This window comes from Bacillus sp. BC05(2025) (genome assembly GCF_056725905.1).
In genome coordinates this window covers 234,513-261,275 of sequence record NZ_JBWYRA010000004.1, presented here as the reverse complement: position 1 = coordinate 261,275, position 26,763 = coordinate 234,513, and the positions used below count along the sequence as shown (strand labels likewise).

General features: G+C 34.2%; 29 protein-coding genes and 3 pseudogenes. 9 read left to right on the top strand and 23 right to left on the bottom strand.

Annotation, left to right across the window (positions count from 1 at the left end):
- Positions 1 to 17: 17 nt before the first annotated feature.
- Together ACZ76X_RS15500 and ACZ76X_RS15495 are read right to left on the bottom strand one after the other, a co-directional pair.
- Positions 18 to 602 carry a GNAT family N-acetyltransferase gene (locus ACZ76X_RS15500; RefSeq protein WP_479850906.1) on the bottom strand — a complete coding sequence of 195 codons (585 nt, stop codon included), beginning with the start codon at positions 600 to 602 and terminating at the stop codon, positions 18 to 20.
- 75 nt (positions 603 to 677) lie between these two features.
- Positions 678 to 2,150, bottom strand: a complete 1,473-nt coding sequence (locus ACZ76X_RS15495) for a flavin monoamine oxidase family protein (protein WP_479850905.1) — start codon at positions 2,148 to 2,150, stop codon at positions 678 to 680.
- 177 nt (positions 2,151 to 2,327) lie between these two features.
- Between ACZ76X_RS15495 and ACZ76X_RS15490 the strand changes: the two genes are divergently transcribed.
- Both ACZ76X_RS15490 and ACZ76X_RS15485 read left to right on the top strand, forming a co-directional pair.
- The gene (locus tag ACZ76X_RS15490; protein WP_060630536.1) at positions 2,328 to 2,519 is read left to right on the top strand and encodes a DUF3896 family protein; all 192 of its coding nucleotides are present in this window, start codon (positions 2,328 to 2,330) and stop codon (positions 2,517 to 2,519) included.
- A 105-nt stretch (positions 2,520 to 2,624) separates the two neighbouring features.
- Positions 2,625 to 3,626 (top strand): LLM class flavin-dependent oxidoreductase, encoded by a 1,002-nt coding sequence (locus ACZ76X_RS15485; RefSeq protein ID WP_479850904.1) that lies wholly within the window; start codon positions 2,625 to 2,627, stop codon positions 3,624 to 3,626.
- A gap of 45 nt (positions 3,627 to 3,671) precedes the next feature.
- Here the strand turns inward: ACZ76X_RS15485 and ACZ76X_RS15480 are convergent, their stop codons facing one another.
- From ACZ76X_RS15480 to ACZ76X_RS15470, 3 genes are all read right to left on the bottom strand, one after another.
- Positions 3,672 to 4,616: an alpha/beta hydrolase gene (locus ACZ76X_RS15480; RefSeq protein ID WP_479850903.1), complete on the bottom strand. Its 945-nt coding sequence runs from the start codon at positions 4,614 to 4,616 to the stop codon at positions 3,672 to 3,674.
- 206 nt (positions 4,617 to 4,822) lie between these two features.
- Positions 4,823 to 5,278 (bottom strand): DUF3939 domain-containing protein, encoded by a 456-nt coding sequence (locus ACZ76X_RS15475; protein WP_098669046.1) that lies wholly within the window; start codon positions 5,276 to 5,278, stop codon positions 4,823 to 4,825.
- Between the two features lie 106 nt (positions 5,279 to 5,384).
- Positions 5,385 to 5,828, bottom strand: a complete 444-nt coding sequence (locus ACZ76X_RS15470; protein WP_000105198.1) for a Dps family protein — start codon at positions 5,826 to 5,828, stop codon at positions 5,385 to 5,387.
- 241 nt (positions 5,829 to 6,069) lie between these two features.
- Between ACZ76X_RS15470 and ACZ76X_RS15465 the strand changes: the two genes are divergently transcribed.
- Entirely contained in the window at positions 6,070 to 7,110 is a 1,041-nt protein-coding gene (locus tag ACZ76X_RS15465; RefSeq protein WP_479850902.1) for a YkvI family membrane protein, read from the top strand.
- Between the two features lie 36 nt (positions 7,111 to 7,146).
- Here the strand turns inward: ACZ76X_RS15465 and ACZ76X_RS15460 are convergent, their stop codons facing one another.
- From ACZ76X_RS15460 to ACZ76X_RS15435, 6 genes and pseudogenes are all read right to left on the bottom strand, one after another.
- On the bottom strand, positions 7,147 to 7,515 hold the full coding sequence (locus tag ACZ76X_RS15460) for a DUF3979 family protein (protein ID WP_098669044.1): 369 nt from the start codon (positions 7,513 to 7,515) through the stop codon (positions 7,147 to 7,149).
- A gap of 294 nt (positions 7,516 to 7,809) precedes the next feature.
- Entirely contained in the window at positions 7,810 to 8,115 is a 306-nt protein-coding gene (locus ACZ76X_RS15455) for a hypothetical protein (RefSeq protein WP_479850901.1), read from the bottom strand.
- 199 nt (positions 8,116 to 8,314) lie between these two features.
- Positions 8,315 to 9,133: a methyl-accepting chemotaxis protein gene (locus tag ACZ76X_RS15450; RefSeq protein WP_420896299.1), complete on the bottom strand. Its 819-nt coding sequence runs from the start codon at positions 9,131 to 9,133 to the stop codon at positions 8,315 to 8,317.
- 123 nt (positions 9,134 to 9,256) lie between these two features.
- A pseudogene (locus ACZ76X_RS15445) lies at positions 9,257 to 10,195 on the bottom strand (HAMP domain-containing protein); the annotation flags it as partial.
- Between the two features lie 306 nt (positions 10,196 to 10,501).
- Positions 10,502 to 11,551, bottom strand: coding sequence for a ribosome small subunit-dependent GTPase A (rsgA, locus tag ACZ76X_RS15440; protein ID WP_479850900.1), 1,050 nt, complete (start codon positions 11,549 to 11,551; stop codon positions 10,502 to 10,504).
- Positions 11,552 to 11,733: 182 nt separating this feature from the next.
- Positions 11,734 to 12,260: pseudogene (locus ACZ76X_RS15435) on the bottom strand (DinB family protein).
- 196 nt (positions 12,261 to 12,456) lie between these two features.
- Between ACZ76X_RS15435 and ACZ76X_RS15430 the strand changes: the two are divergent.
- Both ACZ76X_RS15430 and ACZ76X_RS15425 read left to right on the top strand, forming a co-directional pair.
- The gene (locus ACZ76X_RS15430; RefSeq protein ID WP_087959566.1) at positions 12,457 to 12,804 is read left to right on the top strand and encodes a DUF4257 domain-containing protein; all 348 of its coding nucleotides are present in this window, start codon (positions 12,457 to 12,459) and stop codon (positions 12,802 to 12,804) included.
- Between the two features lie 84 nt (positions 12,805 to 12,888).
- On the top strand, positions 12,889 to 13,113 hold the full coding sequence (locus tag ACZ76X_RS15425) for a hypothetical protein (protein WP_000162601.1): 225 nt from the start codon (positions 12,889 to 12,891) through the stop codon (positions 13,111 to 13,113).
- A 38-nt stretch (positions 13,114 to 13,151) separates the two neighbouring features.
- Here ACZ76X_RS15425 and ACZ76X_RS15420 read toward each other — a convergent pair.
- From ACZ76X_RS15420 to ACZ76X_RS15410, 3 genes and pseudogenes are all read right to left on the bottom strand, one after another.
- Positions 13,152 to 13,359: pseudogene (locus tag ACZ76X_RS15420) on the bottom strand (hypothetical protein).
- Between the two features lie 48 nt (positions 13,360 to 13,407).
- Positions 13,408 to 14,583 (bottom strand): MFS transporter, encoded by a 1,176-nt coding sequence (locus ACZ76X_RS15415; protein WP_479850899.1) that lies wholly within the window; start codon positions 14,581 to 14,583, stop codon positions 13,408 to 13,410.
- A 50-nt stretch (positions 14,584 to 14,633) separates the two neighbouring features.
- Positions 14,634 to 15,569, bottom strand: a complete 936-nt coding sequence (locus ACZ76X_RS15410; RefSeq protein WP_479850898.1) for an aldo/keto reductase — start codon at positions 15,567 to 15,569, stop codon at positions 14,634 to 14,636.
- Between the two features lie 109 nt (positions 15,570 to 15,678).
- On the opposite strand from ACZ76X_RS15410, the gene ACZ76X_RS15405 reads away from it, so the two are divergent.
- Complete coding sequence (locus tag ACZ76X_RS15405) at positions 15,679 to 15,987, top strand: ArsR/SmtB family transcription factor (RefSeq protein ID WP_098669039.1); 309 nt, start codon at positions 15,679 to 15,681, stop codon at positions 15,985 to 15,987.
- 39 nt (positions 15,988 to 16,026) lie between these two features.
- Here ACZ76X_RS15405 and ACZ76X_RS15400 read toward each other — a convergent pair whose 3' ends face one another.
- The 3 genes from ACZ76X_RS15400 to ACZ76X_RS15390 all read right to left on the bottom strand — a co-directional run bounded on the left by ACZ76X_RS15400 (position 16,027) and on the right by ACZ76X_RS15390 (position 19,519).
- A complete protein-coding gene (locus ACZ76X_RS15400) occupies positions 16,027 to 16,977 on the bottom strand; it encodes a serine protease (protein WP_479850897.1) in 951 nt (316 codons plus the stop codon).
- Between the two features lie 258 nt (positions 16,978 to 17,235).
- The gene (locus ACZ76X_RS15395; protein WP_000648329.1) at positions 17,236 to 17,523 is read right to left on the bottom strand and encodes an AbrB/MazE/SpoVT family DNA-binding domain-containing protein; all 288 of its coding nucleotides are present in this window, start codon (positions 17,521 to 17,523) and stop codon (positions 17,236 to 17,238) included.
- Positions 17,524 to 17,638: 115 nt separating this feature from the next.
- A complete protein-coding gene (locus tag ACZ76X_RS15390; protein ID WP_479850896.1) occupies positions 17,639 to 19,519 on the bottom strand; it encodes an ABC transporter permease in 1,881 nt (626 codons plus the stop codon).
- Between the two features lie 271 nt (positions 19,520 to 19,790).
- On the opposite strand from ACZ76X_RS15390, the gene nadE reads away from it, so the two are divergent.
- Positions 19,791 to 20,609 carry an ammonia-dependent NAD(+) synthetase gene (gene nadE / locus ACZ76X_RS15385; protein WP_000174883.1) on the top strand — a complete coding sequence of 273 codons (819 nt, stop codon included), beginning with the start codon at positions 19,791 to 19,793 and terminating at the stop codon, positions 20,607 to 20,609.
- Between the two features lie 48 nt (positions 20,610 to 20,657).
- Here the strand turns inward: nadE and ACZ76X_RS15380 are convergent, their stop codons facing one another.
- From ACZ76X_RS15380 to ACZ76X_RS15365, 4 genes are all read right to left on the bottom strand, one after another.
- Positions 20,658 to 21,119: an NUDIX hydrolase gene (locus ACZ76X_RS15380; RefSeq protein ID WP_048527390.1), complete on the bottom strand. Its 462-nt coding sequence runs from the start codon at positions 21,117 to 21,119 to the stop codon at positions 20,658 to 20,660.
- A 31-nt stretch (positions 21,120 to 21,150) separates the two neighbouring features.
- Positions 21,151 to 21,348, bottom strand: coding sequence for a DUF4083 domain-containing protein (locus ACZ76X_RS15375; RefSeq protein ID WP_479850895.1), 198 nt, complete (start codon positions 21,346 to 21,348; stop codon positions 21,151 to 21,153).
- A 104-nt stretch (positions 21,349 to 21,452) separates the two neighbouring features.
- Complete coding sequence (locus ACZ76X_RS15370; protein ID WP_479850894.1) at positions 21,453 to 22,613, bottom strand: transglutaminase domain-containing protein; 1,161 nt, start codon at positions 22,611 to 22,613, stop codon at positions 21,453 to 21,455.
- Between the two features lie 145 nt (positions 22,614 to 22,758).
- Entirely contained in the window at positions 22,759 to 23,511 is a 753-nt protein-coding gene (locus tag ACZ76X_RS15365) for a YwqG family protein (protein ID WP_479850893.1), read from the bottom strand.
- Positions 23,512 to 23,735: 224 nt separating this feature from the next.
- Between ACZ76X_RS15365 and ACZ76X_RS15360 the strand changes: the two genes are divergently transcribed.
- Both ACZ76X_RS15360 and ACZ76X_RS15355 read left to right on the top strand, forming a co-directional pair.
- Complete coding sequence (locus ACZ76X_RS15360) at positions 23,736 to 23,882, top strand: YjcZ family sporulation protein (RefSeq protein ID WP_000540425.1); 147 nt, start codon at positions 23,736 to 23,738, stop codon at positions 23,880 to 23,882.
- Between the two features lie 87 nt (positions 23,883 to 23,969).
- A complete protein-coding gene (locus tag ACZ76X_RS15355; RefSeq protein WP_479850892.1) occupies positions 23,970 to 24,935 on the top strand; it encodes a patatin-like phospholipase family protein in 966 nt (321 codons plus the stop codon).
- Positions 24,936 to 25,040: 105 nt separating this feature from the next.
- Here the strand turns inward: ACZ76X_RS15355 and ACZ76X_RS15350 are convergent, their stop codons facing one another.
- Complete coding sequence (locus ACZ76X_RS15350; protein WP_076536952.1) at positions 25,041 to 25,208, bottom strand: DUF3933 family protein; 168 nt, start codon at positions 25,206 to 25,208, stop codon at positions 25,041 to 25,043.
- Between the two features lie 12 nt (positions 25,209 to 25,220).
- Positions 25,221 to 26,666: an aminotransferase-like domain-containing protein gene (locus ACZ76X_RS15345; protein ID WP_479850891.1), complete on the bottom strand. Its 1,446-nt coding sequence runs from the start codon at positions 26,664 to 26,666 to the stop codon at positions 25,221 to 25,223.
- Positions 26,667 to 26,763: the final 97 nt, after the last annotated feature.

The window sequence follows — 26,763 nt, the reverse complement described above, 5'->3', positions numbered from 1 at the left end:
AAAGAAGAGCCGTTTCTTTACAGCTCTTCTTTTTCATATGTATCTCTAGTCATGGCAAATACACACATATCCCTTAATCCATTCCCATCTACTGCCACACTCGCACTTTCTAACGTACCTTCTAACTTAAAGCCTAATTTCTCAGGTATCGCTCTACTTTTCTTATTTAAAGAATCACATCGGATTTCTACGCGGTTTGCTTTCAATTCAGAAAAAGCATAGTCTGTTATCCCTTTTGCAGCCTCGACCATATAACCCTTTCCACTAAACCTCGAATCAATCCAATACCCGATTTCAAATTGAGGGATATCCCAATTAATACGATGTAATCCGGCTGATGCAATAAATTCACCTGTTTCTTTCGAAAAAACTAGTAATCTTAAATCCTCACGCTGCAAAAATTGAATATGCGATTTTCTAATGCTCACTTCTACTTCTTCCTCTGTTTGCTCTTTTTGTGCAAAAACCATCCATGGTTGTAATTCTTTCATAGAAGCTTGCATTGCATCGTATACAGCTTTACCATCACCTGGTTTCGGCATTCGAATAAATAGCCTTTCAGTATAAAATTCAGAAGGAAAATCGAATAATAACGGATTCACTTTCAACACTCCTTATAATTCTTTTATATATAATAATATCCATCTCAAACTATACAGTAAATAAATTTCTGACTTTTACACATTTAATTCATTTACATCTACTGCTACACGAACACCAGATTCAATTGCCCCTTGTATCCATCCGTGATATAACGTTGTATGATCACCTGCAAAGTATAGCCTCCCCTCTGGTTTTATAATTGCTGGTTGTAGTTCAGATTCTTGACCTGCCTGAAATAGCGCAAAACCTCCAAGTGCATATGGATCCAATGTCCAACTTTTGGATATGCCAGACATGAACTCATCGTATACTTGACCACCTAATATTGTCGCTAAGTTCTGTAGTGTGTAATAGATACGATCACCTTTTGATAACCCATCCCATAACAACGCATCATAAGACCATGTATAGCTGCCTAACATCATAGCAGGTCCTTTTTCTCCAATCCCGTGACTCGGATAATAGGCGTAACGAATTGGCAAATCTGTTATAATTCTGCCACCTAATTGTCCTTGTTTTTCCCAAAATCGACTTTTAAATTGAATTCCTATTTTTGTCGCCGGCATATAATGCAATTCACGAATTGCTTTCCATTTTTCATGCGATATAGAATCAAAGGGATCCACTTCCACAAAACGCATTGTCGAGAATGGGATTGTAATAATGACTAAATCCCCTGTAATACTACTATATTCAAAAGTTTCCTCGTTTCGATAAAAAGCTGTTACACCGTTATCGTGTTGTTGTAGCTTCATTAGTTTTTGATTATATATAATATTTTCTTCTAATTGTGGTAAAAATGACTTTGGTAATCTATCATTCCCGCCTACTATTTCACAAAATCCACTCTCCTCCTGCATAATATATATAAAGCGTAACGTCTCAACAAATGACCTTTCCAAGAAACCTTCTAAATCTAATAAAACACCGATCATCTCAATTGTAACTGGCGAAAAGTAAGTATTATATTGATAAGGATGATACTTTAAAAATTGTCCTGTAGAATATCTCCCAAAATCCTTTACTACAACATCCCAATTTTTCTCTGGGTTCTTTTTAATAAAATTTATAATAGGCTGCACCGCTAACATTAATAACTCCTCAGACGTTTTCCCAACTTCATTCATTTCTACAGGATACTTTAATATACTTGGATTTTTTTCATATTGCTTTAATGTCGTTTTCCGGCCATTTACGTAAATAATATCAGTCTCATTCCTATTAATAAAAGGGCTCACCTGTAGCCCAAATTTTCTTATATATGCCATCGTTAATGTGTGAGAATACGGAATTCTCATTGCCCCTACATCCAAATATAATCCGGTATCTTCCATTCTAACTGTCTCTATACGGCCACCTACCCGGTTGTTTGCTTCAAAAATCTTTACTTCATGTCCTGCAGCTTTTAATAAAGATGACGAAACCAACCCAGCCATGCCAGCCCCTACTACTATAATCCGCTTCGGACGAGTCGTCTTCTTTAACCCTTTATTTATAACTTTTAACGTTTCATCCATCTCAGTGTTATACATTATATCTTTCTGCACAATTCCACCCCTTACTTCATCAAATGGGCATTAGTCGTTTAGTGCATTTTATTCATAAATTCCCATAAACATAACAACAGAGCAAGTTGAATATTCACTAAAAATACATAAGAGATAGCTCTCACATCTCTTCACCCTTCATATAATATAGCAACAGCAAACAAGGAGTGGTTGAAAATGAAACAAACTTACGACTACCACGCTACAAAGAAGTATTTAGAAGAAAAGAAACAACAACTATGCAACAAACTAAGTAATATGCATCTATCTAAAAAAGAGCGTGAACAACTAAAACTTGAAATTGATAACTACGAATATATTTTAAATGTAGTCGAAATGAATCATTATGAACGAGGATTTTCACGTTAAAAGTGAATATGTAATTTACCCACTTTTTAATTTGAGCATTTCATTACGCATTTTTCGTAAGTAAATATATAATAGGATGTACATTAAGATTGAGAGGTATATTCTATGATCAAATTAAGTGTATTAGACCAATCCCCTATTTCAGATGGTAGTACCGCAGCCCAAGCTTTTTCACATACAGTTACACTTGCACAAGAAGTTGAAAAACTAGGGTTCACACGTTTTTGGGTATCAGAACATCACAATTCTGTAAGTCTTGCTGGTTCAAGTCCAGAAATACTTATTTCTCATATCGCAGCGAAAACAGAGCGGATGAGAGTCGGTTCGGGTGGTGTTATGTTACCGCACTATAGCCCATATAAAGTTGCTGAGAATTTCCGCGTTCTAGAAGCGCTTTATCCAAATCGTATTGACCTTGGTGTTGGCAGAGCACCAGGTGGTATGCCAATTGCAACTCGCGCACTTCAAGAAGGAAAAATGGTCTCACTTGATCAATATCCAGAACAAATTGCAGATGTTGCAATGTACTTACATGATCAAGTACCAGAAAACCATCATTACGCAAATTTAAAGGCTACCCCTGTGATTCCAACATCTCCTGAGATGTGGTTGCTTGGTTCTAGTGGAGAAAGTGCAATGATTGCCGCAAAACAAGGTGCTTCTTTTGCATTCGCACAGTTCATTAACGGATACGGTGGCCCTGAAGTAATGAAGGCTTATCAGGAACAATTTCAACCTTCCTATTTAGGAGATAAACCAAAATCAATCGTCTCTATTTTTGTTATTTGCGGGGAAACAAATGAAGAGGCGGAAAAAATTGCTTCTAGTTTAGATTTATCAATTTTATTACTAGAGCAAGGAAAGCGTACAACTGGTACTCCTTCTATCGAAACTGCACAAGACTATTCATACAGCGCTTATGATTTATTCCGTATAAAAGAAAATCGTCAACGTATGATTGTCGGTGATCCATCTTCTGTGAAAGAACAAATCATGAACTTAAGCAAAGCATACAATACTGATGAATTTATGATTGTAACAATTACTCATCGATTTGAAGATAAATTGAATTCTTATCGCTTACTAGCGAATGCTTTTCATTTATAAGGATAACAGGGAGATACATCCATTATGATGCATCTCCCTTTCTTACTACTTATTACTTTTGTCTTCTATAAATTTAATAGCTTCTTTTAATAGTTCATCAAAATCCTCAGGATAATCATGTTTTAAATTAGGTACAACTTTAAACTCATGTTCTATATTCTTATCTTTTAATACTTGTACAAATTGCTGTGTACATTCGAAACAATCTTCATCTTGATCCCCACACACTACATATCCCTTTATATTTTTATCTTGTAGCACTTCCAATAACTCATTCCATTCTTCAAGTTCTGGAAGCCACGGTGCCATAAAAATAAAGCCATCTACATCTATATTTTTTTGTAAAATCGTATACAAAGCTACTCTTGCACCAGCAGAAAAACCACCAATTATTACACTTTCTACTGTATGATTTTCTTTAAAATTAACGTAATGCTCTTTTAATTCTTCTTTTCCTCTATGTATATCATCCCAAACAAACCCATCTGAAAACTGAATTTGCGAAGACTGTGGTAAAGCTAACGTATAATCTTGATCCAAAACAAATTTCCAATATGGTTCTACTATTGCTATATTTTCTTGATCTCCGTGCATTGCAATAAATAGTTTTTCTTTTTTCTTACCTTCTATAAATTTCACATCTGCTCGTTCTTTCTTCTTTGCTAATTCTTCTCTTTCTTTACATAATTGAACCATTTTATGAAACTCTTCAAATTTATGTAGTGGTTTTAAATCGTCGTCGGTCATTAAATATTCATTTCCATACCAAAAACCCTTTTCTATAATAGCTTCCTTCATTACATGCATCGCTTCTTCTTCAAGCCCTGCTGCACTCGCCAGTGCATATTTAAAATTATATATTTGCGCCTCATTCCCCACTATGCCTTTCGCATGCTCCATTATATAATCGTATGCTTCCAAACTTCCTTTATTTGCGTAACAATGTAACGTTTCATTTAATAATTGAATGTAAGTCATACTATTTTTCATACACCCATTCCCCCGTAATCTTTTATAATATATAGTCTCAAACCTTTATACCATTCTGTAATCACTGTATATAACTCCAGCTAACAATACTTAATCATTACTCCTCTTCGTCCAATAAATTTATTATAGAATCGAATAGATTGAAATTTCAATATTTTTATAAACAAAAAAAGACAACAATATATTTATTGTTGTTTTCAATACATCTAACCACTCTTTTGTTTTTTTCTGTCTGGTTTACTCGAAACTAAATAATGTTTTTCTGAAATATATAAATCTCTTTTTAATATACGATTTAAATACGGTCCTAATTTCATCCCACATATAAGACGCTCTTCACTACCTTCAACAATTGGAAACATTTCTTTTTCTGTTACGTACTGATCTACTGCTTTTTGAACGATATCAATTTCTTTAACTAGGTTTAGATTTTCTTCTGTATGTTCAAATACCTCAAGCGTTTCCTTCGTAATAAGAAAACTATTTGTTGGAAATGCAGGTAAATACGGCTTTAACAAATCATAATTTACTGTATAATCATCATTTACTAATACTGTATAAACAATATTAGCATTCGTTTCTAGAAACTTAGCCATCGCTTGTTCTAATTCATCTTTCGTAATTTCACGCTCTTCTTTTCCAGTTCTGAAAAAGCGAAACATCGCATCGCCTCCTTTTTACTATATTATAGCATAAAAGAAAACTGAAAAATCACAAAAAAGTCATTGAAAGAATTTTTCAATGACTTTTTTCTTTATCAACTTATATTTATTTTAAGAACGCACTTAACATCCATACGTGTTGTTCTAATGTTGTATGAATTGCTAACAACATGTCCGCTGATGTTTCATCACCAGCTTCACCAGCAACTTCCATGCCTTCTTTTAACTCTTGAATCAATGCAGAGTAATCATTTACTAATGTTTGTACCATTTCTTCTGCAGATTCCTTGCTTGTCCCTTCATTTACACTAGATGTTGCAAGGTATTCTTTCATTGTCGCTAATGGCTTACCTTCCAATGCTAGAATACGTTCTGCTAATTCATCAATATACGTTCCAGCTTCATTGTAAAACTCTTCAAATTTCTCATGTAATGTAAAGAAGTGTGGTCCTGTCACATACCAGTGATAATTATGTAATTTCACATATAACACATTCCAGTTTGCTACCTGCTTGTTTAATACTTCAACAACGTTTGTTTTCGTACTCATACAATCCACTCCTCTTATCATTTCATAATGTTTATCTTTTAATAACCTAATTACATGTTACCATACATTTCCTATCCTTTCGAACGATTGGCTCATATGTAACAAAGTTTTAACACCTTTAATACTTCCCTAATATCTTTCAATTCATGTATGTTTTCAACTACTTCTTACGTCTAATTGTCCAAGCTCATACATATGCATAATAGTAAATCAAGCTCATCGTAGTAGAAAGAGGGATAACATGGACAATCAACAATGGCAAGTAGCAAAGAAAGTCGCTGCTACTTATATTGGAACAGTCGTTGGAGCTGGATTTGCTACTGGACGAGAAATTGTTGAATTTTTTACAGTGAACGGATTTTACGGAACAATTGGTATATGTGTCAGTGGATTTTTTTTTATTTGGCTTGGCACGAAGATGATGTTGCTTTCATCACAAATCGGTGCATTTTCAGCGCAAGAATTTAACAAATATTTATTTGGAGATGTATTTGGTAATGTTGTAAATACACTATTATTACTCGTATTATTTGGTGTAACAAGCGTTATGTTATCAGGAGCCGGAGCGGTATTTGAAGAGCAACTTCGTTTACCAAGACAACTCGGCATTCTCATTACAGTAATTGCATGCCTCATTATAGGTAGTCGTGGATTACAAGGTGTCTTTGAAGTAAATACTCTTGTCGTACCTATTATGATGATTTTTATTATAGGACTTGCTATTACTACTTTTTTTCATGGTACAACTCCTATTAGTAACACTATTCCAGCAGAAAGCTGGAATATGAAGTGGATTACTAGCCCAATTACATATGTCGCCTTAAATCTTTCTCTTGCCCAAAGCGTTCTCGTCCCGTTAGCCAGTGAAGTTAAAGATCGAAAAGCCATTTTATGGGGCGGTATTTTAGGTGGAGCAGGACTTTCTTTAATTTTACTATGCAGCCATTTAGCAATCTTATCAGTCGATCAATTTTATCAATATAACATCCCAATGGCTGAAGTCATAAGAAGATTTAATGCAACTTTCCACTTCTTCTTTGTTCTTGTTATTTTCGGCGAAGTGTTCACAACTTTAGTTGGCAATGTATTCGGAATGACAAAACAGATGCAATCGATTACCAGATGGCAAAACAACAATATTATTTTCTTCATTTTACTAATTAGTTATTGCTTTAGTTACGTTGGTTACAGTGAATTGCTCCACATTTTATATCCTATAATCGGATGGGTCAGCATTATTTTACTCCCGATTATTGCTTTTAAACGAATTCAAAAAACATAGAAGGAGCATCCATGTCATTGGATGCTCCTTTTATGTTTATTCACAATCATCACAAACTTCCCAGTACGGTCCCATTTCGAGTGCTAAATATGGCTTTAATTGCAAGCGAATCATCCGACTAGGCATACGTTCTAAAACGAATTGAATTCCTTCTTCCTCTTCGTCTAATTCAACTTTTGAAATCGCAATTCTTTGCATAGTAGAAATAGGCATTCCATCTTTATATAAAGTGATTTTCACCTCATCATATTCATTAAAATACAATTCAATACTCATTTCATTTTTCAACATTTCATCAACAATTTCATATTTATCATTTCGTTCCTGGATTATATATTTCCAGCCGCCTCTACCTTCTTCTTTCGGAGCTGTTTGAAATAATGTCATCAAATCCTCGTATAGCATAAGATAACCCCTCTCTTACTAAAAAACGATGAGTATTTTATATACCCTTTATCTCTATCACTATCCAAATGTATTGTACCATATATCACCGTTTTTACCGTATTCATTTGCTTCATACTGCATATAAAACAGCTGATTTTCTTCATTGCTATATGAATTGTCTCTCATTATATTTCTTAATATGCTTCTAAAGCTTTCCAAACCTATCAAACATAAGTAAATGCACTCTTTGGCCATCCTCCGCTTAGTATTTCCTTACAATAACAAAAAGGAGAGTGACTTATATCACTCTCCTTAAAGGAACTTTCCAGTAGCTACTAATGCTAATACTAGTATTAAAATTGTAAATAATAATGATACAATGAAACTAAAAATAGGTAATGCTTTCTTTTCATTCTTCTTAAAGAGTAACTTTAAACTAAGAAAGATGTTTACTGGTACAAATATAAAATAAAAGTATTTAACAATTTGCACCGAACTATTTGAAAGTGTTTTTAAAATAAACACTTCAATGAGAAAAACAATGAAAAACGAAATACTTAACCAAAATGAGACATAACTAAGCCAAGAATGTCTTTTGGTCCCCCAGTACACTCCCATATTAATAATCTCCTTTATTTGCATTCTATATGATTATAATTATACATAAAGTTAACAAATACCTCTATTTTTCGACAAATATTATACATGATATACCTTTAAACATCATAAACATACTCTCTATCACATTTCATGTTACATAGTAAAAACAGACTACTCCAAAATCTCATACTGCTATTTTGGAGTAGTCTGTCCTTTATCACACTTTAAATCTTTCAATTAACCCTTGTAATTCTTCAGCCATTTGAGATAATGTGCCCGCCGCAGAACTAATCTCCTCAATGGACGCTAGTTGTTCTTCTGCTGATGCTGCAACGTTTTGAGTACTCGTCGCATTATTCTGTGCTGTCATTGCAATTTGCCCTACTGAAATAGACACTTCATTTGCACCTTTCGACATCCCATTAGCGGTTTCAACCATCGTTTTAATTTGATCTGCAATTTCATTTGTAGATTGTAAAATCTCAGTAAAGTTTTGCTTCGTTTCATTCGCAATAACAAGTCCAGATTGAACTTCTTCATTTACATGACCCATAGATTTTACTGTCTTACTCATGTCATCTTGTATTTCACATATTAATTTACTAATTTCACTAGAAGATACGCTAGACTTCTCCGCCAATTTACGTACTTCATCTGCAACAATTGCAAACCCTCTTCCGTGCTCTCCCGCTCTTGCAGCTTCAATTGCTGCATTCAAAGCTAAAAGATTTGTTTGATCTGCAATATTTTGAATTACTTCTAGTATGTCACCAATTTGTTTGGATTTATTATTTAGTAACTGTATAACTTCATCTGATTGTGAAACAGATTCTGCAATAGATTGCATTTGATTTACAGTTTTTCCGACTAGTTTTCCGCCATCTTCTGCTTTTTCACGAGTATGAGCAGAAGCGGTACTAATTGATGAGGAACTATTTGCTACATGCTGAATTCCTTCTGTTACATCAAATAGTAACATTGCACCATTTTCTACACTTGTCGTTTGCGTTGTTGCCCCGCTCGATATTTCATCCATTGCCATTGTAATTTGCTCAGTTGCTTCACTCGCTTGTCTTACACTTGCCGTCAGCTCTTCTGATGCTGCTGCAACATGTCCAGCCGAAGTATTTATTCGTCCTATTAACGTTCGTAATGCATCTGTCATCTCATTAAACCCTTTTGCAAGTTGGCCAATTTCATCATTAGAATGAATCTCAATTGTTTGCGTTAAATCTCCCTCACTTATTTCTTTGGAAGTGGTAACTAATCTCTTTAATGGCTTCGTTATAGAAAGTGTCACAAAATAAATAAGCGCCCCGCCTATAACTAATGAAATGAACATTACAATTAACATATTATAAAATACAGGCTGTGCAGCTTCAATTATTTCATTCGAGTACATCGTCCCACTGATTTTCCAACCTGTTTTTACATTTGTAGCAAATACCATTTGTTTTTCGCTGCCATCATACATATATGAAAAAGCACCGTGATTATCTTCATAAATTTTCTTGGCCCAAGAATCAGCTGCTTTTTCCCCTGATTTTTCTTGAGGATGTGCAATTATTTTTTGTTTCCCATCTAAAATGAAAGCATATCCTTTTTTACCGATATTGATTAACTTTGTTGTTTTTAATAAATTATCTAAACTTAAATCTATTGCTACAACACCGTTTTTATCTTCTGTTTGTTTTGCAATCGTTACGACAATATGTCCATTTCCTTTCGCCTTATACGGCTCAGTAATGACAATACCACCTTGTTTTGCCACTGCATCTTTATACCAAGAACGTTCTGTTGGATTATAGTCTGCTGCCATTTGTATATTTGGCTCTTGCACAAATTTCTTATCATTCCCAGCAACATAAACTTGTTCAACATCTTTATTCAAATTGATATATTGAGATAACATTTTTCTTAATTCTTCTTGATTATCCCCTTGGTACATATTACCTTGAATCACACGTGCAAAATTATTTACATCATTAAATTTCGCCTCAATCATTTGATTGATTAAATTATCTAATATTTTTATATTGTCGTGAGCACTGCTCGTAATCTGTGATTCAAAATTCTTTTTAGCTGTTTGATAAGACATGCCTCCGATAATAGAGACAGCCGCAATTAAAATAACAAAAAATGAAATTAGTAGTTTTTTTGCTACTTTCATATCACGAAACAAATTTAATAGTCTACCCATTACAAACCTCCTGCTTTTCAATTTAAAAAGTTAAACGTAACGAATTGTAAATATTTCCCAATCCCTAATTATTATTTTTATAACCTACTATGATGAATACTTTGTAAAGTTTAAACAATTAAATTCTATTTGTCTATATATTTGAATAATATTATTATAAAATTTACAAATGTAAAAATCCAAAGGGAATCACCCTTTGGATTTTTACATTTTTTTATGCTGTTTAGAAATCTTTTTCCACTTATCACGCTCTGCCCTTGCAAGAATAGCATCTTGTTTTCTCATAAAATACGCTAATTCTCTTTGTAATTTTTTATAGCTTTGCAAACGATTTATCGTAATAATTCCGTTATCCATTGCACTATGCACTGCGCACCCTGGCTCATTTTCATGCTTACAGTCCCTAAAACGGCACGTTTTTGCTAGTTCCTCAATATCAGAAAATGTTGTTTGAATTGCATCGCTTCCTTCCCAAAGCTGTAGCTCCCTCATACCAGGAGTATCAATTACTAAGCTACCACTCGGTAATCGGAACAATTCACGATGAGTTGTCGTATGTCTTCCTTTACTATCTTCCTCACGAATATCACCGGTTTTTGCTACTTCAATTCCTATAAGTGCATTTAACAAAGTGGATTTTCCAACCCCAGATGATCCGACTAGAGCAATTGTTTTTCCTGAAGAAACAAATTGCTGCAACGATTCAATACCAGTATGTTTTAAACTATCAACAACGAAGATCGGAACACCAATTGCCACAGCTTCTGTTTCAACGATTTTCTGTTCCACATCCTCACATAAACTACTCTTTGTTAAAACAATAACAGGCATTGCACCACTTTCATACGCTAGTAGTAAATAGCGCTCTATTCTTCTTACGTTAAAATCATGGTTAAGTGCATTCACTAAAAATAGATAATCTACATTTGCTGCTATTACTTGTTCTTCCGTTCGAGTACCAGCCTCTTGTCTAGAAAAAGAGCTTCTTCTTGGAAAAATACGATGAATAATTGCTTTCTTTTCATTCTCTATTTTTTTTATATACACCCAATCACCAACTGCTGGATAATCACCCTTCGTTACTGCTTCATGCCGAAACTTACCAGACAGCTCTGCCATATATTCACCATCATTGCAAATAATTCGATATATATGCTTATGCTCAAGTAAAATACGCCCTACTTCAAAGTTCTCTACAGCTTGTTCCTCAAAAAAAGAATCCCAGCCGAACAATTCTAAAATATTTTGATTCAAATTGATATCCTCCCTAGTTTAAGCTAAGCGGAAGGATCGTGCGCTTCCTTATATAGTCTCGCCCTTTCCATCCACCTTTGTATTTGGTTTATTATTCATATAAGCTATTTTCACCATACTACATCACCCCGTTCTCATTTTAATTACTCTCATTATATGGAATATCTATACAAAAAGCTACCTTATTTAACGTAATTTTCAAACAATTTATTTTTCATCATTCTAATTTGCCCACGGTGATTAATCTCATCTTCTAGTACATGAAACCACAGATAGTGCTGGTTATATGCTACACCGTTAGGCCACTTTCTTTCTGACTTAAGCCACTCATCATCTTGTTTACTCAAATACTTCAGAGATTCTTCTCGGACACTTTGTAGAAGTTGTACATAATACTTTATTTCATGACCACGGATTGTTCTCCCACTTCCCCTAAATACAGTGCGTCTTCCCATATTTCTAATTCTTCTTTAATAAAGTCACGCTCGTGAAATGAAATAAGTTGGTGAGCTTTTTCTATAGCTGCTATATGCTTTAATAACGCTCCAATGGAATTCCCTCCACTCGGTATCATTAAATCTAATTGCTCAACTGATAGATCTTTTATTTCCTGTAATGTTACAGCCCTCGTATGCTCCAGCATGCTTACTAATTCCCCTATATTTTTTGTATAACCATCCACACTTCTTATTCGGTAATCTATATTCATATCACGCACCCCTTTCTACATTCATATTACGGAATAACCGCTTCATATAATAGACTCATATATATCAGATTTTTCTGTTATAATTAAATTGAATATAGAAAAAAACCAAACAAACTTTCTCAATATGCTTCTATGAAATATTAAAAGGAATCAATATAAAATAATCGAATCTTATTCACTAAAAGGAGTGGATTCGATGGAAATGTATCAATGGATAACTGCTGTTCTCGTTGGTGGCATTACCGGTTTCGTTTCCCATCTAATCAATAACCAAGGTAAGTTATTGCTTCCACGCCGTTTGAAAACTTTTTTTCACTTTGGGTTTTTGACTGATATTTTCACTGGTAGTCTAGCTGCACTTCTTGGACTCGTTTTATTCGATGTCACCTTAATAAAAGAAATTATTAAAGTATCCATTGTGACTGCTATTTCCGGTCAGACTTTCTTACTGCACCAAGCGCTTGGTGGTGAGCAGGCTAAAAATACACAAATTGGGAAAGCTGATGAGAAGATTCAAGAAATTGACAAATTATTACGACGTTAGTCTATACTTTCTTTAAAAATTATTGCTATAATAAACAATAAATATTTTCTATTGCGTCGTTTGTCAGAAGAAAGGGTGTTTCGTATGACAAAAAAGAAAATAGAAGATTTCTTAACAGACACTGAAAAAGAGGAACTGCTAGAAAACTATAAATGTTTACGAGAAGCCCGCACAAAAAGCGAAGCTAACTATTTTGGAGAAGCAGTAAACCATCTATTAAATAAAGCAAAACAACGAATTATTAAAGATGCAGGCATACATGATGAAAATGCAGCAACTGTTCAATCAAAAAGAAAAGCACTGTTTTAGTTCATTGGCTAAAACAGTGCTTTTTATTGAGGTATTTTTCACATTACTTTCACATCTATTTCACAAATATAAGTAGTCCGATATGCTAAACTAAATATATCCTTTCCTAAGGAACTATATGCCGATATACAAATCCCTATCTTTATAGGGATTTTTTATTTTTGGATTCCTCATAACTTTGTTACAATACATTACTTCTACTATTTCTATACTTTTAGTAACCACTGTAATGAAAAGTATATTCATACATCTACGCTCTTATTTATTATGATATATTCACTATCTATACAAGCTTTATGATGCAATTCCCGTTTCACTATGTTCAGTAAGTTTTTCACTTTTTCTAAACAAAAATAAAGCTACAACATATAGTAACGCAGTAAAACTACCTATAAGTATAAAATTGTGAGATGTTGCAAATAACATTCCTGCTATTGCTGCTCCAATCATTTGACCAATATACATAGAAGCATTCGCAAGCGCTGCTCCTGTTCCTCTTGCTACACTAGACATGTTTTGTAAGTGGCTCATCATTAATACAAACAAAATTCCTGTCACAAAAAATATAACAAAGAATAATAACTCTACAAATATAATGTTCTTTACATGAGGAAGTAATACATATAGCACTGCTGTAAATATAATTCCACCATAGAAAGAAAGGTTATAACTAATTTTATTTACGATTCTAGGGCCAAAAATATTACCGGTTAAATTTCCTAATCCTAATACGAACATAGCTGTACCTACTTCATGAACTTGCAAGCCAAATTGAATGGAAAGCCATACACCAAAAAATGAAAATGCAGCAAAATTACCAGTTTGAAAAACAAAATATGCAAAATAAGAAAGTGAAACCTTTGAATCTGCAAGTAATTGTTTATAGCGCTTTAAGATGTTTGTTTTACTTTCACCTATATGAACAGGTTGTATTTCTGGTAATACTACATAAATAAGAATGACAAGTAATGCTGATAATATACCAATGACGAAGAATGGTGTTGTATAGTGTATCATTGCCAAATACGATCCAACTGGCAATCCTAAAATTTGAGAGATTGCTAACCCTGCTGTTGCAATTCCAAATGCCTTTGTAATTTGTCTCTTCTCTATAAGGACCGGAATAGATGCCCACACTTGTGGAGATACAAAGGCTGCACTCACACCTGCTAAAAATCTAAATGCTAGCATCCATAGAAAACTCGGTGCCATTCCACCTAAAAACGTACTTAACGCAAAAAAACTCATTCCTATTACCATCACTTTTTTTCTATTTAAGCCATCTGATATAGGACCAGCAATAAGTGCAAATCCAGCGTACCCTAAAGCATATGAACTCACCATCCACCCTGACAGCTCAGTTGAAACATGATACACCTGTTGTAATGTCGGTAAAAGTGGTGAAATTAAGAAAGTATCTGTACCTATCATAAACATGATCGTAAAGAATATAGCTAGTACTCTTTTCATTTAAACCTTCTCCTTTTATATAAGAAGAGGGGACTCCCCCCTCTTCTCAACTAAGCTTCTAAAATAGTTTCAATTTCTTTCATAACCTTTTCATTCAATGAAACTTCCACCGCTCTTACACTTTCTCTTATTTGCCCCGCTCGTTTCCCACCAGGAATAACAGTATCAATTCCTTTTTTGTTTAATAGCCACGCTAAAGCCAAATGTAATACTTCAAGATTCATTTCTTTAGCTAAGCCTTTTAACTTCTCAACTTTTTTAAAGTTACTCTTATATGTATTTTCTTCAAATAGATTTACACTTTGACGCCAATCACCTTCACTTAATTTAAAATCTTCCGTATACTTCCCGCCTAGTATCCCAAAGGCAAGAGGTCCGTACGGAATAAATGAAATACCTGATTCTATACAATACGGCAAAAGTTCTTCCCCAGCAGCACGATCCAACATATTATACGGTGATTGTACAACATCAATATGTCCGTGCTGATTCGCTTCTTTTAATTGCTCTAGGTTTATGTTTGATATTCCTATTGAACGAATTTTCCCCTCTTCTTTTAGGCGAGTAAGCTCACCAATTGAATCTATGTAACTTGTTTCTGGATTTGTAAAATGTAAATAATATAAATCAATATAATCAGTTTGTAATCTTCTTAAGCTATTTTCCACAGCATTTCTTAAATAGCTTCGTTCATTATTAATATAAACCTCTCCATTTAATAACGGCTGTATTCCACCTTTTGTAGCAAGTACCACTTCTTGGCGTTTTCCTTTCAATACTTCGCCTACCAATTCCTCTGATCTACCGAAACCGTATGAATCTGCTGAATCAAAAAATGTAATCCCTTGCTGGATAGCTTCTTCTATTAATCGTTTTCCTTCCTCCTCATTCACATTAGCATATAAATTATGCCCCCCTACAGCGTTTGTTCCTAACCCCAACTTTGAAATATGTAGTCCTGCCTTTTGTAATTTAGTATACTTCATTTTTTCTCCCCCCTATATTTCTATTGTTCGAATATATTCGAACAATAGAAATATACCATTTTATATGTTATAGTGCAAACTATATTAACTTATACAAGCAGGTGAAAAAATGCGTACTCTCTATCATCCAAACCGAGAAGAAATTCAATTCTCTTCTGTTTTATACGCACTTAGCGATCAAATTCGTTTACAAATTGTAACTATGCTACTAGAGAAACGTGAACAATCTTGTGGTGCGTTAAACATTCCAATTGCGAAATCAACTTTATCTCATCATTTCAAGGTTTTACGTGAATCCGGTGTTATGTATACACGTCTTGAAGGAACACAGCGTTTCATTTCAATTCGTGAAGATGACTTACATGCTAGATTCCCCGGTTTATTAGACGTCGTATTACATGCGACAGAACCATACTAAAAAACATCTCATAAAATTATGAGATGTTTTTTGTATTTTCTATTCTTTTAATAAATCTAATAATCCATTCCCTTCAGATGTACGTTCATAACCTAAAGGTACAGTTCTTTTAATAAGTTGTGCATATATTTCTGGCTCTGATAATTTTCTACCATATTCTCTCTCACACTGCTTAATAAGCAATGCGAGCGCTCCAGCCACATGCGGTGTCGCCATAGAAGTACCACTTAATACCGCATATTTCCCTTCAGGATACGTAGATAATATTTCATCGCCTGGCGCCACTAAATCAATTTCTTGATTCGAATTACTAAAACATGCGATTTTCCGTTCTAAATTGACAGCGCCGACTTCAATTACTTCTGAGTATGCACCTGGGAAATCTAGTTCCTCCGTGTTATCATCACAATCTCCATTATTCCCAGCAGCACATACGACGAGAACATCTTGCTTTACCGCGTTTTGAATTGCTTCATGTAATTCCGGAACGTCCTGCGGACCACCAAGTGACATTGATATAACTCTAACTCTTTCTTTATTAGGCCCTCTCCAATTTACAGCATAATGAATCGCCTCAATAATTTGCTCATAACTTCCAGACCCATCTCCCGCTAAAACCTTTAACACTAACATTTTAGCAAGAGGTGCGACTCCTAAAACACCGAAACCATTTTCAGTCGCTGCAATTGTCCCCGCTACATGAGTACCGTGTCCGTTATTATCAAGATAAATATTTGGATCTCCTTCATAATCTTTCGTGAAATTTCTTCCACCAATAATGCGATCCTTTAAATCTATATGATTCATATCACACCCTGTATCTAATACAGCAACGATAATATCTTTTCCTTTCGCACTCTTCTCCCATACTTGCGGAGCGTGAATGAGTTGTACACCTGGTGGAATTTCATTTACTTGTTCAACCACCTTTTCGACTGTAAAAGGAATCAATTGTATACCTTTTTGTTTATTCGCTGTACTACTATTCATCGTAATCCCTCCTGAAAATAAATTATTTTCATTTCAGACCACTTTTAAAAATGCTTACATGTAACATTCGTTTTATTCGTTTCATATTCCTCCCTTAAAAATATTTCTCAATATAACTCACTAATTTTATACTACTCTTTTATTTATCTCGTAATTTTTAGACAAGAAAAATTACGAGATAAATAAAAGGACCAATTTAATGGCCCTTTATAGTTTTTAAAGAATGATATAAAATTTTAAAAATAATTTAAATTAAGACTAAGCCTCACTCTTATTTAAAAACTTCTCTATTTCTTTTATGAGATGTTTCGCTCCATCTATACTAACAGTAATGTTTCCATTTGCTAATGAAATGTTTTGATTTGAAACATCACCTGTTATTTGACAAGCATTGTAAGGTTGATATTTTTGTAAAATGACTTTGTCTTCTTCTACGAAAATTTCAAGCGGTGATTTGATTTGTATCCCCAATACATCACGTAATTCTTTAGGAATAACAATTCGTCCTAATTCGTCTACTTTTCGAATAACTCCTGTTGCTTTCATATTACTCCCCCCTTACTTTCTATTATTTTTTCCACCTCGCTCTTTCCATTTTATCACTTTTTGGTAATACTTGTCTCTTTTTAGAAAATTTTGTACTCAAGTTAAAAAAACACATTTAATGAATACGTAATCTCTCTTTCAATTGTTTTAAATAACGAGATCGTATCAGTAAGAAATATAAAACTTGAATTCCTACGAAAATACTTAATACAGTCGCATTTTCTTTAAATAGTGAGTACTCAAACATCTGTCCCAAAGCAGTTAACGCTACTGCTCCATGTAATGTTGCAACACCTATTGGAACGAAGAATAATAGTGCTAATCGAATTGTAACTACCTTCGATAATTCTCCGCTCGTTAAACCTACTTTTCGGATCATTTCAAACAAACGAGTATCATCCTCTAAATCAGAAAACAAACGGAAGTAAAGGAAGCTTCCTGCACATACGAAAAATACGATACCAATAAAGAAACCTACAAATAGAATTGGTCCTGCGATTTGTAAACTTTGGTTTTGTTCATACTCTTCTGCACTAAATGTTGCATATTCTTCATATGGCTTCATTTGATACGTAAGCTCTTTACCAACCTCTATTTCCTCTTTCGTTCCTTCTGTTTTATACACATAATCTTTTTCCTCTTTAAATCCATCTTGTAATGCATCATATTGATTTTTAGAGATTACATAAACGTTACCTCTTAATATTTTACTTAATGAAGAAGTATTAACTTTTTTCACATGTAAAGGTTCATTCAAATGTGGTAAAGTAATTTCTTTTCTTTCTTTCATCGGTGGTCCTGGTATATCGACTGCTAAGAATAGAGCTTCTTTATTTGCAACAGTTTGAAATGGTTCTCCTGTTAATGTTGCATATTTTTCATAATCTGATTCTTTTATGAAAACGGCACTTCTTAACGACTGCTCCTCCGCCTTTTTCGTTAAAACACTCGTTTTAGAAGCTACTATACTATGTTTCTTTAATCCTTCATCAATCATTTTCAAATGCTGTGATTCATTACTATTTCCTTGCTTAGAATGATACTGAAACGCAATTGGTCTCTCCATAATCCCTTTCGTCATGGACGTGAAACCTACTAATGTACCTATCGCTGAAAATGCTACAGTTGAAATAATAGTTACAATAAAGAACATTCTTGCGTTATCTCTCATACGGTATGCTAAATCTGACAAGGTGATAATATTTGTCTGTGTCCAATAGAAACGTTTACTTTTTTTACATAGTCTAATAATAAAGACGCTCAACTGCTTGTACAGCAAATACGTACCAATAATGACTACCGTTGTAACAGGAATCATCATGACAAATACCATTGCACCGTGTGACATAAGTGCTCCTGCATATCCTGCACTAAGCAATATAACCGCTAATATAGAAGAAATAATGGATGCTTTCGGTTCTGGCTTCGCTTCTGCTGATCCTCTAAACAATTTCATAATTTTATTTTTTCGAATCATTCCTGCACTAAACAATGAAATAATCATAAATAATATGAAAAACATAATACTCGTTACAACAATGGCTTTCATTGGTATGTAATAAGCTAAAGAAATATCTAATTTTAATATCATCGGAGCTACAAATAGTAATACTCCGGAAAATAGCATTCCAGCAAGTATTCCAAATATAATGGCCCCTATCCCAATCATAATATTTTCAAAGAAGATAAGACGCTTTAATTGATATTTCGTCATACCTAGCATCATTAAAATTCCTAATTCGCGCTTTCTCGTTTTTAAAAACATTCCCATCGAATATAAAATAAAGAAAAATGTAAATAAGTAAATAATGGACTGTGCAAAAGACATACTTACAAATACGTATCGTCCCAATTCTCCAGCACTTAATGCGGGATGAAACGCAAAAAATGAATAAACAAAAAAGGCCATAATAGCAAATGCGCTACTTAAAAAATATGCTGAGTATGTTCGTCTATTTCGCGTTACATTCCGGTATGCGAGTTCTCTAATGTTCATATTCCTTCTCCGCCCTTCTGCTAACTATGTTCTCATATTAGTAAAATGCGGAAATAGCTTCCATCGATTCAAATGACAAAAACCTTACATTATTGAAAGGTTTCAAAAAAATTGCTTAAATGAAACAGTTTCATTATAATGACTACATTCATATTCATACACGCATCCTATTGTATATTCGTTAGTTTTGCGAAATAATAAAGGGTAGAAGTATGAACCAATATACATATAAACTTAATTACCGCTTTAATATGAATAGGAGGAAAACATAATGACATTACAAGAACAAATTATGAAAGCATTACATGTTCAGCCTGTAATTGATCCGAAAGCAGAAATCCGTAAACGTGTTGATTTCTTAAAAGATTATGTAAAAAAAACAGGTGCAAAAGGATTTGTACTTGGCATTAGTGGCGGACAAGACTCTACATTAGCTGGACGTTTAGCTCAGCTTGCAGTGGAGGAAATTCGTAATGAAGGTGGTAACGCAACGTTTATCGCTGTGCGCCTTCCTTATAAAGTGCAAAAAGACGAAGATGATGCGCAATTAGCATTACAATTTATTCAAGCTGATCAATCTGTTGCATTTGATATCGCTTCAACAGTTGATGCTTTCTCAAATCAATACGAAAACTTATTAGGTGAATCATTAACGGATTTCAATAAAGGTAACGTGAAAGCACGTATCCGTATGGTTACGCAGTACGCAATCGGTGGTCAACAAGGATTACTTGTGATTGGAACTGATCACGCTGCAGAAGCTGTTACAGGATTCTTTACAAAATTCGGAGATGGTGGTGCAGACCTTTTACCGTTAACGGGATTAACGAAACGCCAAGGACGCGCTTTATTACAAGAATTAGGTGCGGACGAGCGACTTTACTTAAAAATGCCAACAGCTGATTTATTAGATGAAAAACCAGGTCAAGCTGATGAAACAGAATTAGGTATTACGTACGATCAACTTGATGACTATTTAGAAGGTAAAGCAGTTCCAGCTGACGTTGCAGAAAAAATTGAAAAGCGTTACACAGTAAGCGAACATAAGAGACAAGTTCCAGCATCTATGTTTGATGATTGGTGGAAATAAGTAGAACATAAAAAAGAAGCTAATCTCATTTAGCTTCTTTTTTATATGTTAACGATATACCCCTACTCTTTTCTCCAATAAATCTTGCAGGCAATCTTCATGCTGTTTACAAAATAACGGTGGCATGTCGTCTAACGGGAAAAACTTCAAATCCAACGTTTCATCACCATCTATTTTTTTATTCCCTCCAACTATTGAGCATGAAAAACACATCACAATTGACTGTGCCTTGTCTCCATTTGGATATGATTGAAAATATTTTGTATACACTCCAATAAGCTCATTTATTTCTACATCATACCCGGTTTCTTCTTTTATTTCTCGAATTGCAGTTTCTGCAGCAGATTCTCCAATTTCCATTGCCCCGCCAGGAAAGCCCCAAGCGTTAAAGTCTCCTCTTTTTTGCAGTAATACTTCTCCTTCTTTATTAAATACACAACCACCGGCAAAGTTTAAGAAAACATAATCATGCCCTACTTTTTCACGTAATTCTTTTATATAATTGGCCATTCTCTTTCCCCTTTTCATACATCTTCTATCACTATTTCTTATCTTTCTCAAGCAATTCAATAATTCGATTTAGCTTCTTATTCATATGCATCACATGTTGTTTTTTTGCAACGCTGTTTTGCAATACTCTTCTTATAAACAAAGTAAATGATAGGAAAAATAAAACGACAAGTCCGATTACTAAACAAGTATATATCAATGTAAATATATTACTTTCGAACAAGTTCATTCCGTATTTACATCCTTACCCTTTATTTTATCACATAATTCTTAATATTAAAAAGTAATCAATAAATAAAAAAAGCATCTTTTACAGATGCTTTTTCCCATTGCTTAATACGTAAACGTAATTGTAGCTAATGAATAACCCGCCAATGCACTATAAGGCGCTACTTGATAAGACACACGCTTTGCACCTTTTGGCCAATTTATTTCATTTAATACTTTCTTTATATCTTGCATCGTCCCATCCATGGACTGTTTATATCGCACTTCTACTTTTTCTGGTTTAGCTGCAAACTGTTGCTGTAACTTTTTCTTAAATTCATTATAATTTTCTGCTCCGTATTCTGCAGATAAGTATTGTAGATTTGTTTCTTTTAACATCTGCTCATATACGACAGTTTTTGAGCTACCAGCTTTTATTTTATTTGTTAATTCACCAAAATAACTTGTAGTTGCCGCTGGATATTTGCTACGATCCCATTCATGATCTTTACTTAACTGCTCGTCAGACATATTAAAATATGAATATGTTACACGTCCAGCTTTATCTGGTACTGGATCATCGAATGTCGTATCAAGGTGGTACCATTTGTTTTCAATGTTCACTAAATTCCATGCGTGAGCTTGTCCATTTCCTGTACCTGTTACAATATGGTTTTGGATACCCGCTTCTTTTAGTAATTCATATGTTAATAACGTATATCCTTGGCAAACGGCAGAACGATTCGCTAACGCTTCATATGCTGTATATGCTCCATAAGACGTATCATACGATACATGTTTTACAACGTAATCATGAATAGCTTTTACTTTCTCATGCTCATCCATTCCTGGTTTTACAATCGAGCCTATAATCGCTTTCGCCTGAGATTTTACATATTGTGTTTGCTCTTTTGATTCACGGTACTTAACTTGCAGTGTAAACGTATAGTTTCCTGGTAATCCTTTAATAGAATATCTAGTAGACGCTACATTATATTTTACATACTCATCTGCATCTACAACTTTATTAAACTCGCCGTACAATTGGTCCATCACATTTCTAGCATTTCCATCTTTTGTTTTATATGTGATTGTAATATTTTCTTCTCGATTATCAACCTGTTTTTTTAATTCTTTTCTAAAATCATTTAACAACTTTGCATCTGATTGTGATGTCGCTACAGTTGAATTCGCAGCAGCATAAGATACAGATGAAGCCTGTAAGCCTCCCATTACTATCGTTGAACAAAGTGCGGCAGCTGTCACATACTTACTTGTCTTTCCCATCATGTCACTCCTTACATTCTATAACTATACGAAAAAGTATCGTATAGTTTCAGAGTATACAATACTTTTCCCTATAGGTCATATGAGATTATGCATATTTAACATTGTAAAAAGGCTGTTCTTTTTATAAGAACAACCTTCTTCATTAACAAGTTTGTAATACACAACATGCATTTTCAAAACGTCGATTTTTCAAGTCTTCATTTCCAATGCAGAAATAAAGCATCCCTAAATCTCCCCACATCATATTACAATTTTTAGTATCTGAATCAATTTGGAATAAAAGCGTCATTTGCTGCGGGTCTATTTCCATATACTGTCCAGTTTCGTACAATACCTCATCTTGTACAGAAAATGGCTCACCAAATATTTGATGGTTATCGTAGTTATCTGGAATTAACTCTTCAAGCAATTGTAAGAATCGATCTGAATCAGCCTCATCTTCAATGAAGAGCTCTGGCAATTTATATGTCAATTCAAAAGTAGTTGCACACTGGTTATAATTCGTTTGCAATTCATCCGCTCTTCGTAATTGCTCAACAGGAACATCATAATAAAGCACACGTCCTGCTTCGGTTGGATTCATATCTTCTTCAAAGTAATTTTCAACGCTAAAGAAATATAACATCCCTTTCTCAGGGAGATCGTGATCTATACCAACATTTTGTAAATCATTTAAATTAAATTGAGCGATAAACTGTAACGGATTTCCTTTATGCGGTGGGTATTCAAATGTAGCTGGTAAGTCAGGAATCCCTCCCATTTTCGAACTACCTATCGCTACTGTTTCCGCCTGCTTTGGCACAACTTTTATACAAGGAAATACAGTATTCATAAGTTCCTCTTTTAAATGTGTGAGCCCATATTTATCAATTAATACTTCAATTTGTTTATTCATACATTCTCCTTATATTTACATACTTATTTGTATCATCGCACAAAAATTATACTCCATTCTTTATAAAAACAACAAGCCTCCAAAAAAACGGGCTCTTCCTACATACGCGAACAAGTTTAAAAACGCATAGTATACATTGTTCCTACAAACACGATAGTTCATTATTTCTTCCAGTACATTTTCCCCTCGTTCATTTTTATCTTTAATATAAGGAGGAATTCCACATGGGTTACGGATATAGTTGCGGCGGTTACGGCTACGGCGGTAGTTGCGGTGGATGTGGTTATGGAGGTTTCGCTTTATTAATCGTTTTATTTATCCTTCTAATCATCATTGGAGCTAGCTGTTGGGGCGGCTTTGTAGGCTGCTAGTAAATTTAAAAACTATTGTAAAAAAGCACGTACAATACGTGCTTTTTTGCCATTTTCAAATATTTTATGTGAAAGGAAGTATGATGGATGAAGATTGATGGTGTTTTTGAAGGAGGCGGTGTACGTGGAATTGCGCATGTAGGGGCAATTTGCGCGTTAGCTGAAAAAGGCTATGAATGGGAGCGTGTAGCTGGAACATCAGCTGGTTCCATTATCGCCGCGCTCCTAGCAGCAGGATATTCTTGCTCAGAGTTAAAAACAATTATAACTGACATTGATTATAATAAATTTACGAAGAAAACCTTTATTGACAGAATCCCATTTATCGGCAAAGGATTAAGCGCATGGACTAGTCTTGGTATTTACTCTAATATTTTTATAGAAGAATGGATTGAAGAATTACTGCGAAAAAAAGGAGTTCACTTATTTACAGATTTACCTGATTTAAATAAGCTTAAAATTATTGCTTCTGATATAAGTAATGGTAAAATGGTTATCTTTCCCGATGACTTACCAAACTACGGATTTTTAAATTATCGCTTTTCTATTGCTAAAGCTGTAAGAATGAGTAGTACAATCCCCTTCTTCTTTGAGCCCGTAAAATGGAGAACCCCTAAATGGAAGCAACCTTGTTATATGGTTGATGGAGGAATTTTAAGCAATTATCCAATTTGGATTTTCGACTCTCCTACCTCTCCCCGCTGGCCCACTTTTGGACTTCATTTCGTAAAAGATGAGATTCAAGCTGACCCAGCCCACTACAACGAGCCTATCTCTATGTTCAAAGGACTTTTTAAAACAATGATGCAAGCCCATGATTTACGTCATTTAGACAAGGAATCAAAAGCAAGAACAATTACAATTCCAACAGGAGCCATTACTAGTACAAACTTCGACTTAACAAAGGAAGAAAAAGAGTGGCTATACAATTCTGGTTACAATGCTGCAAATAAGTTTTTACAATCGTGGAACTTCAGACAATATATTGATGACTATAGAAACGGAAATCAGGATCGAAAATCAAATCGTTATTTCCGTCAACTTGACTCATAATATTATTACTTTTCATACGAGAACACGTAACGCTTTCAAAAAAATAAGCCTAGTAATAATATATTACTAGGCTTATTTACTTTCTGCATTATTATTATACGTTGTTTAAGGGTACGTTAACCCTGCTGCTTCCTCTGCGGTAATAACGGTGTATCGATTTCCCGTTCGTAATCCTAACAATTCTGCTTTTTCAATTGCTTCCTGCTTCGTCTCCGCATAAGCAGCTAAATATTTTTCTCCATTGATAATTTGGCAAATGACATATTGTTTCATTACTTTCTCCTCTTACTTTTTCATTAGTTGTGCAAGTTTTTTAATACCTATTTCAATTTCTTCTAACGTTGCGTATGAATAGGATAGACGCAAATATTGCTTTGCGCTTCTATCATACAAAGTACCTGGATTCAATAAAATCTCTTCTTTCAAAGCTCTGTCAAATAAGCTACGATTTGACACAGGTATATTCATATGTAACCAAATATAAAAACCACCTGCCGGTTCATACCAAGTTGCTATATCATGACAATATTTCTCTAACATTTGTAACATAAAATCTCTGCGTTTTTTCAACTTAGTTCTTACAAACTGTAAATGTTCATCATACAATCCATTTGTAAACCATTCCGCTGCAATTTGCTGGGATATAGAACTCGATCCATAATCTGTTTGCATTTTTATGTCTGCCAATCTTTTAATGACTGGCTCAGATCCAACAATCCATCCAATTCTTAATCCTGGACTAATGACTTTAGACATACTCCCGATATGTAGTACAATTCCGTTTTTATCATATGCTTTTAAAGGTTTTGAAACAGGCTCATCAAACCATAAATCTTGATATACTGCGTCCTCTATAATAGGCAATCCAATTTCATTACATATTTCCATCACTTCTATTCGTTTCTTCTCATTCATACTAAAGTTCGTCGGATTATGAAAAGACGGGATTGTATATAATATAGATGCATTAAATTGCTTCTTATATTTTGGAATGTATGATGCATGTAAACCGTTCTCATCCATCGGTATACCAATTAATCGCATTCCTGCTGATTGAAAAACATTAAGAGAATATAAATAAGATGGTTTTTCTAATAAGATAGATGCCCCTTTTGGTAGAAGCCCCATAGAAATAAGTTGCAATGCCTGAATTGCTCCTGAAACAATTAATATAGAATCAGCAGTTACATATACACCATGTCCTTTTAAATAGTCCGCAATTTTCTTCCTTAAATAGAAATTTCCTTTCGGTTCTTCATAACTAAGTATCATGCTCGATTTTAAAAGCTTACTCATAATATTTTTCATCTTTTTTTCAGGTAAAAGACTTGGCGCGAGTTCACCTGTTCCTAAACGAATTACATGTGGATAAAATTCAGCTTGATTTATTTCTTGAATAGCAGGCAGATTCGGATAATGGAGTCCTGTTTCTACATAAGACTGCCAATTAGGCGGGGGTGCGTATGTAGAAGTATTCTCATTATTCTTTACAACAATTGTTCCTTTCCTGCCATTCCCTTCAATGTATCCCTTTGCCACTAGCTCATCGAAAGCCATTACAATTGTACTCCGGTTCACACCAAATGTATGTGCCAAATCTCTTTGTGAAGGTAATTTCGTTCCAATAGTCCATTCTCCATTAACGATTCTTTCTTTTATATACGTTTCTATTTGTTTATACAGAGGTGTCGCTAGAGACATATTCGGTTTCCAAAAAGATCTTTCCATCATATCACCTTATATTCTTTTTGGTTGGTAACCTCCCCAACCATATGGATGGATACAAATTTTCATTTCTTCTATACAATATACACTATCATAATAAATT

Coding starts and splice junctions, on each gene's coding strand:
- ACZ76X_RS15405 (WP_098669039.1), top strand. CDS start 15,679: ATGCGTACTCTCTATCATCCAAACCGAGAAGAAATTCAATTCTCTTCT.
- ACZ76X_RS15410 (WP_479850898.1), bottom strand. CDS start 15,569: ATGAAGTATACTAAATTACAAAAGGCAGGACTACATATTTCAAAGTTG.
- ACZ76X_RS15480 (WP_479850903.1), bottom strand. CDS start 4,616: ATGAAAAATAGTATGACTTACATTCAATTATTAAATGAAACGTTACAT.
- ACZ76X_RS15475 (WP_098669046.1), bottom strand. CDS start 5,278: ATGTTTCGCTTTTTCAGAACTGGAAAAGAAGAGCGTGAAATTACGAAA.
- ACZ76X_RS15425 (WP_000162601.1), top strand. CDS start 12,889: ATGACAAAAAAGAAAATAGAAGATTTCTTAACAGACACTGAAAAAGAG.
- ACZ76X_RS15345 (WP_479850891.1), bottom strand. CDS start 26,666: ATGATGGAAAGATCTTTTTGGAAACCGAATATGTCTCTAGCGACACCT.
- ACZ76X_RS15490 (WP_060630536.1), top strand. CDS start 2,328: ATGAAACAAACTTACGACTACCACGCTACAAAGAAGTATTTAGAAGAA.
- ACZ76X_RS15355 (WP_479850892.1), top strand. CDS start 23,970: ATGAAGATTGATGGTGTTTTTGAAGGAGGCGGTGTACGTGGAATTGCG.
- ACZ76X_RS15365 (WP_479850893.1), bottom strand. CDS start 23,511: ATGAATAAACAAATTGAAGTATTAATTGATAAATATGGGCTCACACAT.
- ACZ76X_RS15380 (WP_048527390.1), bottom strand. CDS start 21,119: ATGGCCAATTATATAAAAGAATTACGTGAAAAAGTAGGGCATGATTAT.
- ACZ76X_RS15360 (WP_000540425.1), top strand. CDS start 23,736: ATGGGTTACGGATATAGTTGCGGCGGTTACGGCTACGGCGGTAGTTGC.
- ACZ76X_RS15455 (WP_479850901.1), bottom strand. CDS start 8,115: ATGGGAGTGTACTGGGGGACCAAAAGACATTCTTGGCTTAGTTATGTC.
- ACZ76X_RS15430 (WP_087959566.1), top strand. CDS start 12,457: ATGGAAATGTATCAATGGATAACTGCTGTTCTCGTTGGTGGCATTACC.
- nadE (WP_000174883.1), top strand. CDS start 19,791: ATGACATTACAAGAACAAATTATGAAAGCATTACATGTTCAGCCTGTA.
- ACZ76X_RS15470 (WP_000105198.1), bottom strand. CDS start 5,828: ATGAGTACGAAAACAAACGTTGTTGAAGTATTAAACAAGCAGGTAGCA.
- ACZ76X_RS15375 (WP_479850895.1), bottom strand. CDS start 21,348: ATGAACTTGTTCGAAAGTAATATATTTACATTGATATATACTTGTTTA.
- ACZ76X_RS15395 (WP_000648329.1), bottom strand. CDS start 17,523: ATGAAAGCAACAGGAGTTATTCGAAAAGTAGACGAATTAGGACGAATT.
- ACZ76X_RS15400 (WP_479850897.1), bottom strand. CDS start 16,977: ATGAATAGTAGTACAGCGAATAAACAAAAAGGTATACAATTGATTCCT.
- ACZ76X_RS15350 (WP_076536952.1), bottom strand. CDS start 25,208: ATGAAACAATATGTCATTTGCCAAATTATCAATGGAGAAAAATATTTA.
- ACZ76X_RS15370 (WP_479850894.1), bottom strand. CDS start 22,613: ATGGGAAAGACAAGTAAGTATGTGACAGCTGCCGCACTTTGTTCAACG.
- ACZ76X_RS15450 (WP_420896299.1), bottom strand. CDS start 9,133: ATGGATGAAATATCGAGCGGGGCAACAACGCAAACGACAAGTGTAGAA.
- ACZ76X_RS15390 (WP_479850896.1), bottom strand. CDS start 19,519: ATGAACATTAGAGAACTCGCATACCGGAATGTAACGCGAAATAGACGA.
- ACZ76X_RS15465 (WP_479850902.1), top strand. CDS start 6,070: ATGGACAATCAACAATGGCAAGTAGCAAAGAAAGTCGCTGCTACTTAT.
- ACZ76X_RS15415 (WP_479850899.1), bottom strand. CDS start 14,583: ATGAAAAGAGTACTAGCTATATTCTTTACGATCATGTTTATGATAGGT.
- ACZ76X_RS15460 (WP_098669044.1), bottom strand. CDS start 7,515: ATGCTATACGAGGATTTGATGACATTATTTCAAACAGCTCCGAAAGAA.
- ACZ76X_RS15485 (WP_479850904.1), top strand. CDS start 2,625: ATGATCAAATTAAGTGTATTAGACCAATCCCCTATTTCAGATGGTAGT.